The organism is Aestuariivita sp., assembly GCF_049276915.1.
Classification (GTDB): Bacteria; Pseudomonadota; Alphaproteobacteria; order Rhodobacterales; family Rhodobacteraceae; genus Aestuariivita.
The window spans coordinates 1-6483 of the sequence record NZ_JBASXK010000068.1 but is presented as its reverse complement, the minus strand read 5'-3'; the positions used below and the strand labels follow the sequence as shown (position 1 = coordinate 6483).

The following is a 6483-nucleotide window of genomic DNA, read 5'->3' as shown; positions in this document are numbered from 1 at the left end:
ATACATCTTAGCACGCTGTCCGAATTTGCCGGACCACTTCACCAGGGCTGATCTGGACGGCCCCGTCACTGTACTTGCGCAACATGGCGTCTGTTATGCCGTCATCAGCATCGCGGTAGAGATACCGTCCGATCTTGAAGGCAGAATTGAAATGCCAAGTTCCGCGCTCATTGCGTGCAATATACCCGCCCGTGAAACGCTCTACCCGCGTGTTCAGCCCCCTGCGCCGTTTGTCGAACAATGGGATCAGTCGCAGAGCAAGACGCAGATAGAGCCAGTCTGGCGTCATCCGAAACAACGCCCTGTTTGCGGCCATTGTGATCTGATTGCGCACCGGAATGTCCTTTGGTCTTGGAGACGAAGCGTAACATAGCCACGGCGCACCGGAAACGACAAACCGATATTGTTCGCGGCTCTGGTGATGCCCGGCAGAACTTTCGCCTGGCTTGCCTCTGGCCAAAGATACATGTCACAATAGCCCAGATGTCTGGGAGACCTGTGTGGCGCGCATTTCAATCATTGGTGGCGATGGACGTCGCTCGGGAATTCCGCGTTTGATCCAGCTTCTGTGCGAAGTCTTCATCCATGATCACACGCTCACAGTTATCTCGGATATCAATCGAGGCGGTTTTGACTTCCTGGCGGACAAAGAAATCGGCTATGTGCAGCTTTCAGGGCTTGCCAGTGGGCTCAACCCCATCCGCATCCTGTCTGCATTCAGGGCGCTGCGCCGAGAACTGATCAGTCGCGAAGCCGATGTCCTATGGGTTCAATCATCAGTTTCGGTACTTCTTGCCCGCCTTATCCTGATCGAACTGCGTTGGTTTCGAAAACGTAAGGTCGCGCTTGTTGTCGCGTATCAGGGCGTTCCATTTGGTCCGGGGCGAAACCCTGTGATTGCTGCTCCGATGCGGCTCTTGGAATACTTGTGCCTTGCGATAACGCCGCGCCATGTTCTGTTGTTCACCTCACAGATGGATTGCGACCTTATTCCTCGCATGCTGCAAAACCGCCACAGCGTCGCCCATGCCTTGAACTGTTCGCTTGTGGGAAGCGCGCCTGAGACGATTGCCCAGGCAACACAGGACATCGGTGCCAAGCGACGCATCGTCATGACGACCCGGGTCTCGCTGCAGAAAAACCTGCAAGCAGCAGCAGAGCTGTTTGCCCAATTGCCCGAAGCCTACACCCTCTGCCTTGTTGGCCCAGACACCGACGGCAAAGAGATACAACAGGATTTTCGCACCCGTCTGACACCCGAAAAATTCGCAGCGGTCGAATTCATGGGCACACAAAGCGATGTGGCACCTTTTCTTCTGACGGCCGATCTCTACCTGATGACATCGCGATATGAAGGCTTGCCGTTTGGTGCGATCGAGGCCTTTGAATGCGGCCTGCCAATCGCACTGACAGATGTTGGCGGCACAGCCGAAATAGCTGCGGTGCATCCCCTGTTTGAACAGATCGACGTGAACAATGCCGAAACAATTGCCATGGCTTCACGACGGATTCACGCACAGATCAGCCAATATCGTCAGGACCCGGCTGAATGGCGAAAGAAGATTCATACCGCCTGGGCCAGCCAATTCTCACTTCCAGTCTGGACCGACAGCATCAGGGCCTGCCTGAGAACGGCGCTCGGCAACGACCTCTGACATAGCACTGCAAGGACCGTGTCGAGCACGCGCCCCCACTCGGTCCAGATCACGCATAAAGCCCGGCCGTGCGCGCGCGCAACTGCACCAGGGCAAGCACCGTATCGATGGTGGGTGTCGGCGTTCCCGTCACACGGCCCAACTCCTGAACCGACCCAACCAGCGCGTCGATTTCCATGGGCCGGCCCTGATCCAGATCCTGCAACATGGATGTGCGATGCGCCCCGACCGCAGCGCCTCCATCAATGCGGCGATCCACGTCGATGGGGAATTTCACGCCCAATTTCTCAGCGATCTCCTGGGCTTCCAGCATCATCCCCCGCGCTACGGCCCGGGTGCCAGGATCGGTACACAGAACATCCAGCGTCGCATGGGTCAGCGCAGAGATCGGGTTGAACGACAGGTTCCCCCAAAGCTTTACCCAAATTTCATCGCGCAGACGCGGACGCACGGGCGATTTCAGCCCGGCGGCACTCAAGGCCTTGGATAGTTCCATCGCCCGTTCGGACTTCTCACCAGAAGGCTCGCCCAATGAAAAGCGGTTGCCCTCGATATGTTTGATCACGCCCGGCTCGACAACTTCCGCCGCCGGATAGACCACACAGCCAAGAACGCGATCCGGCCCAAAGCCATCCCATTGCGCATTACCAGGGTCCACGCTTGCAAGCCGTGTCCCTTCCAAAGCGCCGCCGACACCGTGGAAATACCACCATGGGACGCCGTTCACTCCGGATACAATCGTGGTGTTTGGTCCGATCAACGGTTGCATCTTGTCAACCACGGGCGGGACCGAATGGGCCTTCAGCGTCACGATGACATAATCCTGCGGTCCCATATCTGCGGGGTTGTCCGATGCGGTCACCGACACAGTCACCGGATCCGCATCCTCTTCGATCAACATCAGTCCCTTGCTCTGCATGGCCGCCAGATGCGGGCCACGCGCCACAAGGCTGACATCCGCTCCGGCCTGCGCCAGTTTCACACCCATATAGCCGCCAATGGCGCCTGCCCCGAACACACAGATCTTCATGGTCTTCCCCTTGTGAAACTGCACCCAACCGGGCGCGTCCCCATGTTTCTTCTTGCTGCAAATACTGGCCGCCGGAGGCTCCCTCAGGCGACGTCAGCATGATGGCCCGACAGGATCAGGCTGCGGTTTCCACAAGGCCCAGCTTCTCAGCCAGCCCAATACGCTGCATCTTGCCGGTAGCACCCTTGGGGATCTCGTCCAAAATGATCACCTTGCGAGGCACCTTGAAATCAGCCATGCGTTCTGCTGCGAAGGCGCGAATGTCCTTCTCGGTGGTCTCAGACCCTTCTACCAGCACGACAGCGGCCGCCACCTCTTCACCCAGTTTCGGATGAGGCAGTGCGAATGTCACCACTTGCGCGATAGCCGGGTGATCCAGCAAAACACCGTCCACCTCCAGCGGGCTGATCTTTTCACCGCCGCGGTTGATGATCTCCTTGAGACGGCCCGTCAGATGCAGGAACCCGTCTTCGTCAAAGGCACCCTGATCACCGGTGCGAAACCAGCGACGACCTTCGGCCTCGAAAAAGTTCTTCGCATTGGCCTCGGGATTTCCCTCATAACCCGGCGTCACGTTCGGCCCCGAGATGGAAACCTCGCCGGTACCCTCGATCAGCCGATCTTCTGTTTCGTGGGCAATACGCACCAGTGGTCCGGCCTGCACACCGACCGATCCGGGTTTTTGCAAATCCATCCGGTTACAACACATCTGATGCGCCGCCTCGGTCATACCATAGGCCTCGACAACGGGCGCACCGAATGTCTCGTTCAGTTGCATCATGACCTGTGCAGGCAAAGAGGCCGAGGACGAGCGCAGAAAGCGCAGCTTGACGCTGTCGATCACATCCCCATTGCGCGCAGCGCGCGACAGGATCGCCTGATGCATGGTCGGCACGGCCGTATACCAGGTCGGCTGGGCTTCACTCATCCAGCCAAAGAAGCGCAAGGCGTCAAATCCCGGCGCGCACCAGATCGAAGCTCCGCTGGATAGTGACGCGGTCACGGCGGCAACCAGGCCATGGATATGGAACAAGGGCATCACGCTCAGGCAACGATCCGCAGCCGTGAGATCCAGTGAGCGCGCGATATTGTCCGCCGAGGCCGCCACATTCGACTGCATCAGGGGAACAATCTTTGGTCGCGAGGTCGTGCCCGAGGTATGGAGTATCAGCGCGATATCATCCTGCCCGGGCGCTGCGGTATCCGCCTCGCCCGCTTCAGCCTGAGACGTCAGTTCGAACGCACCCGCTGGCGCGCCTTCCGGCACAGACAGGCTGAGCACGGTCAGACCGAACCGCTGCGCCGCTGCCAACGCCGGGCCTTCATATCCTTCGGCCAGAATGATGGCCTTGGCTTTGAGGTCTTCCAGATAGAACGCGAACTCGTCCTCCCGATAGGCCGGGTTCAGGGGAGCCGTCGTCGCCGCCTGGGCCACGGTCACGAAGGCCACCGCCATCTCCGGGCCGTTTGGCAAGACGATCGCCACACGATCGCCGCGCCCGATGCCGTACCCATGAAGCTGTGCGCCCACCTTGGCAGCCTGTGCGCGCAACCCGCCATAGCTCATCCAGTCGCGTCCCGGCGCACCGATCGCCGGTGCCTCGTCGGGGTGTTGGGCCAGCAAAGCCTGTATGGTGGTCTGCATATGTCGTCTTCCTTCTTGGTCTGAGGGGGTGCGCCTTTAGGCTGCGGGCGACACCTTGTCTTTGACGGGGCTTTTGCGCACATATTTGATCAACGGCAATACAAAGAACAACAGAGCTATTGCCATGAACGACGCCGAAAGCGGACGTTCGACAAATGCCAGGATATTCCCTTGTTCGGCGATCAGCGTCTGGCGAAAGCTTTTCTCCATGAGCGGACCCAATACCAGAGCCAGAACCAGCGGCGCCAGCGGATAATCGGCTTTTCGAAGAAGATATCCCACTACGCCAAATCCAAGGATCAACCAGACATCATGCAGTTTCTGGCTGGGCGCAAACCCCCCTACCTGACATAGAACAAGCACCAGCGCACACAGCACCGTGAACGGCATACGCAAGGCCCAGACAAACATTGGGATCAGCGCGAGGTTGATCGCAACCGCGGCAAAGTTGGCCGTGTAGAGCGATGAGATAAGCCCCCAGACAAAATCAGGCTGTTCGATAAACAGCATGGGTCCGGGTACCAGCCCCCACATCACCATCCCGCCCAGCAGCAGAGCCGTCGTCGGAGAGCCCGGAATACCCAGCGTCAGCATCGGCAGCAAGGACCCGGTCGAGGCGGCATTGTTGGCCGTTTCAGGCGCGACCACGCCCTCGATATTGCCCTTGCCGAAGGTTTCGGGTCGTTTCGAAGTGGATTTGGCGATGCCATAGGCCATGAGAGCCGCCGGAGTGGCTCCTGCAGCAGGCAGCATGCCGACGAAAAAGCCCAGAAACGAACCAAGCGACATGGATTTCCAAAGCTTGTTCATCGCCTTCAAGCCCAGCCACAGCTCATTGAACGTCAGTTTGGCAGGGGTGACCTGCGGCGAGGTGCGCTGGGTTTCGATGGTGTAAAGCACCTCGCCGATGCCATAGACGCCGATGGCCAGAACAAGGAAGGAAATGCCCGCGTAAAAGCCCGGTTGGTCAAAGAAGATCAGGCGCGGCTGGCCAGAGATCAGATCCAGCCCCACCGTGGACAGAACCAACCCAAGGCAAATCATGATGATAGTCTTGAGAACGTCGTCACCACCCAGTCCGACAAAGGTCGTGAAGGCCAGAAGCACCAGCGCAAACTCCTCGGCCGGACCGAAAGCAAGTGCCAGGTCGGCAAGCGGTACCGCAAAGGCCGTGAAGAGCAGCACGGAAATCGTCCCGCCAACGAACGAGGCGATCGCGGCTGCGATCAGAGCCAGACCGGCCTTGCCCTGCTGGGCCATGGGACGCCCATCAAAGGTGGTCGCGACGGCCGTGGACGATCCGGGTATGCCCAGCAGAATGGACGAGATCGCCCCGCCATACATCGCGCCGTAATAGATCGCACAGAGCAGGATGATGGCCGAAGATGGCGGCACAATGAATGTCAGCGGCAAAACGATGGCCACACCATTGACCGATCCAAGCCCCGGCATCGCGCCGATGAAAAGCCCCGCTGTCACCCCGATGATCACGATCATCAGGTTCAGCGGTGACAGGGATGTCGCAAACCCTTCAGCAAGAAGACCAAAAACTTCCATATCCGGTTCTCCTCAGAAGAAGGCCGCGTAAAGCGGAATGAACAAAGGCTCGGTCCAGCCCTTGGGCAGAAGGATCTTGAGCGTGACTTCGAAGAAGAAGAACAGGAACACCGGCGTCAGCAACGTAAGCGGCACCACCACGGACCAGCCATGCTGTCCGAAGATGCGCAGGTACCAGAACATGAAAAGCGGGATCGAGATGTAGGAACCCGCAAATGGCATCAACGCAATCGTCACGCCAACCGCAACGGCGACCGAAACAACCGAGCGCAACGTCGCGTGATCAAAGAACGCCTGCTCGGATTTCTCATGCATGAAGCTGCGCAGCAGAACACCAGCGGCCGCCAGAGCCATCACCAGAGACAGCCAGAACGGAAAAGACCCGCCCCCCGGTCCGCCCGTCTCGCCATTCCACCCAATCGGCAGCGCAATAGCGTGGCTCATGAAGTAAAGGCTCATTCCGATGATGGAAAGCGCAATGACACGATCAGCAGTTTGCAACAGCCCGGCTCCAGTCAGTTTTTTGGGTGAGTTGAAAAGAGCGGGCCAGCGTCTCGGCAGGCCCACTCATAGATACGAGGGTCAGTTAAGTTAGG

5 protein-coding genes are annotated in these 6483 nt (G+C 58.7%); 1 reads left to right on the top strand and 4 read right to left on the bottom strand.

What is annotated here, in order from left to right:
• The first annotated feature begins 500 nt into the window (after nt 1-500).
• On the top strand, nt 501-1655 hold the full coding sequence (locus WAO69_RS06945) for a glycosyltransferase family 4 protein (RefSeq protein WP_422177411.1): 1155 nt from the start codon (nt 501-503) through the stop codon (nt 1653-1655).
• Nucleotides 1656-1704: 49 nt separating this feature from the next.
• Here WAO69_RS06945 and WAO69_RS06940 read toward each other — a convergent pair whose 3' ends face one another.
• The 4 genes from WAO69_RS06940 to WAO69_RS06925 all read right to left on the bottom strand — a co-directional run bounded on the left by WAO69_RS06940 (nt 1705) and on the right by WAO69_RS06925 (nt 6388).
• Nucleotides 1705-2685, bottom strand: coding sequence for a 2-dehydropantoate 2-reductase (locus WAO69_RS06940; RefSeq protein WP_422177409.1), 981 nt, complete (start codon nt 2683-2685; stop codon nt 1705-1707).
• A 115-nt stretch (nt 2686-2800) separates the two neighbouring features.
• Nucleotides 2801-4330 carry an acyl--CoA ligase gene (locus WAO69_RS06935; RefSeq protein WP_422177407.1) on the bottom strand — a complete coding sequence of 510 codons (1530 nt, stop codon included), beginning with the start codon at nt 4328-4330 and terminating at the stop codon, nt 2801-2803.
• A gap of 36 nt (nt 4331-4366) precedes the next feature.
• Nucleotides 4367-5887 carry a tripartite tricarboxylate transporter permease gene (locus WAO69_RS06930; RefSeq protein ID WP_422177405.1) on the bottom strand — a complete coding sequence of 507 codons (1521 nt, stop codon included), beginning with the start codon at nt 5885-5887 and terminating at the stop codon, nt 4367-4369.
• 12 nt (nt 5888-5899) lie between these two features.
• Nucleotides 5900-6388, bottom strand: a complete 489-nt coding sequence (locus WAO69_RS06925; protein ID WP_422177403.1) for a tripartite tricarboxylate transporter TctB family protein — start codon at nt 6386-6388, stop codon at nt 5900-5902.
• Nucleotides 6389-6483: the final 95 nt, after the last annotated feature.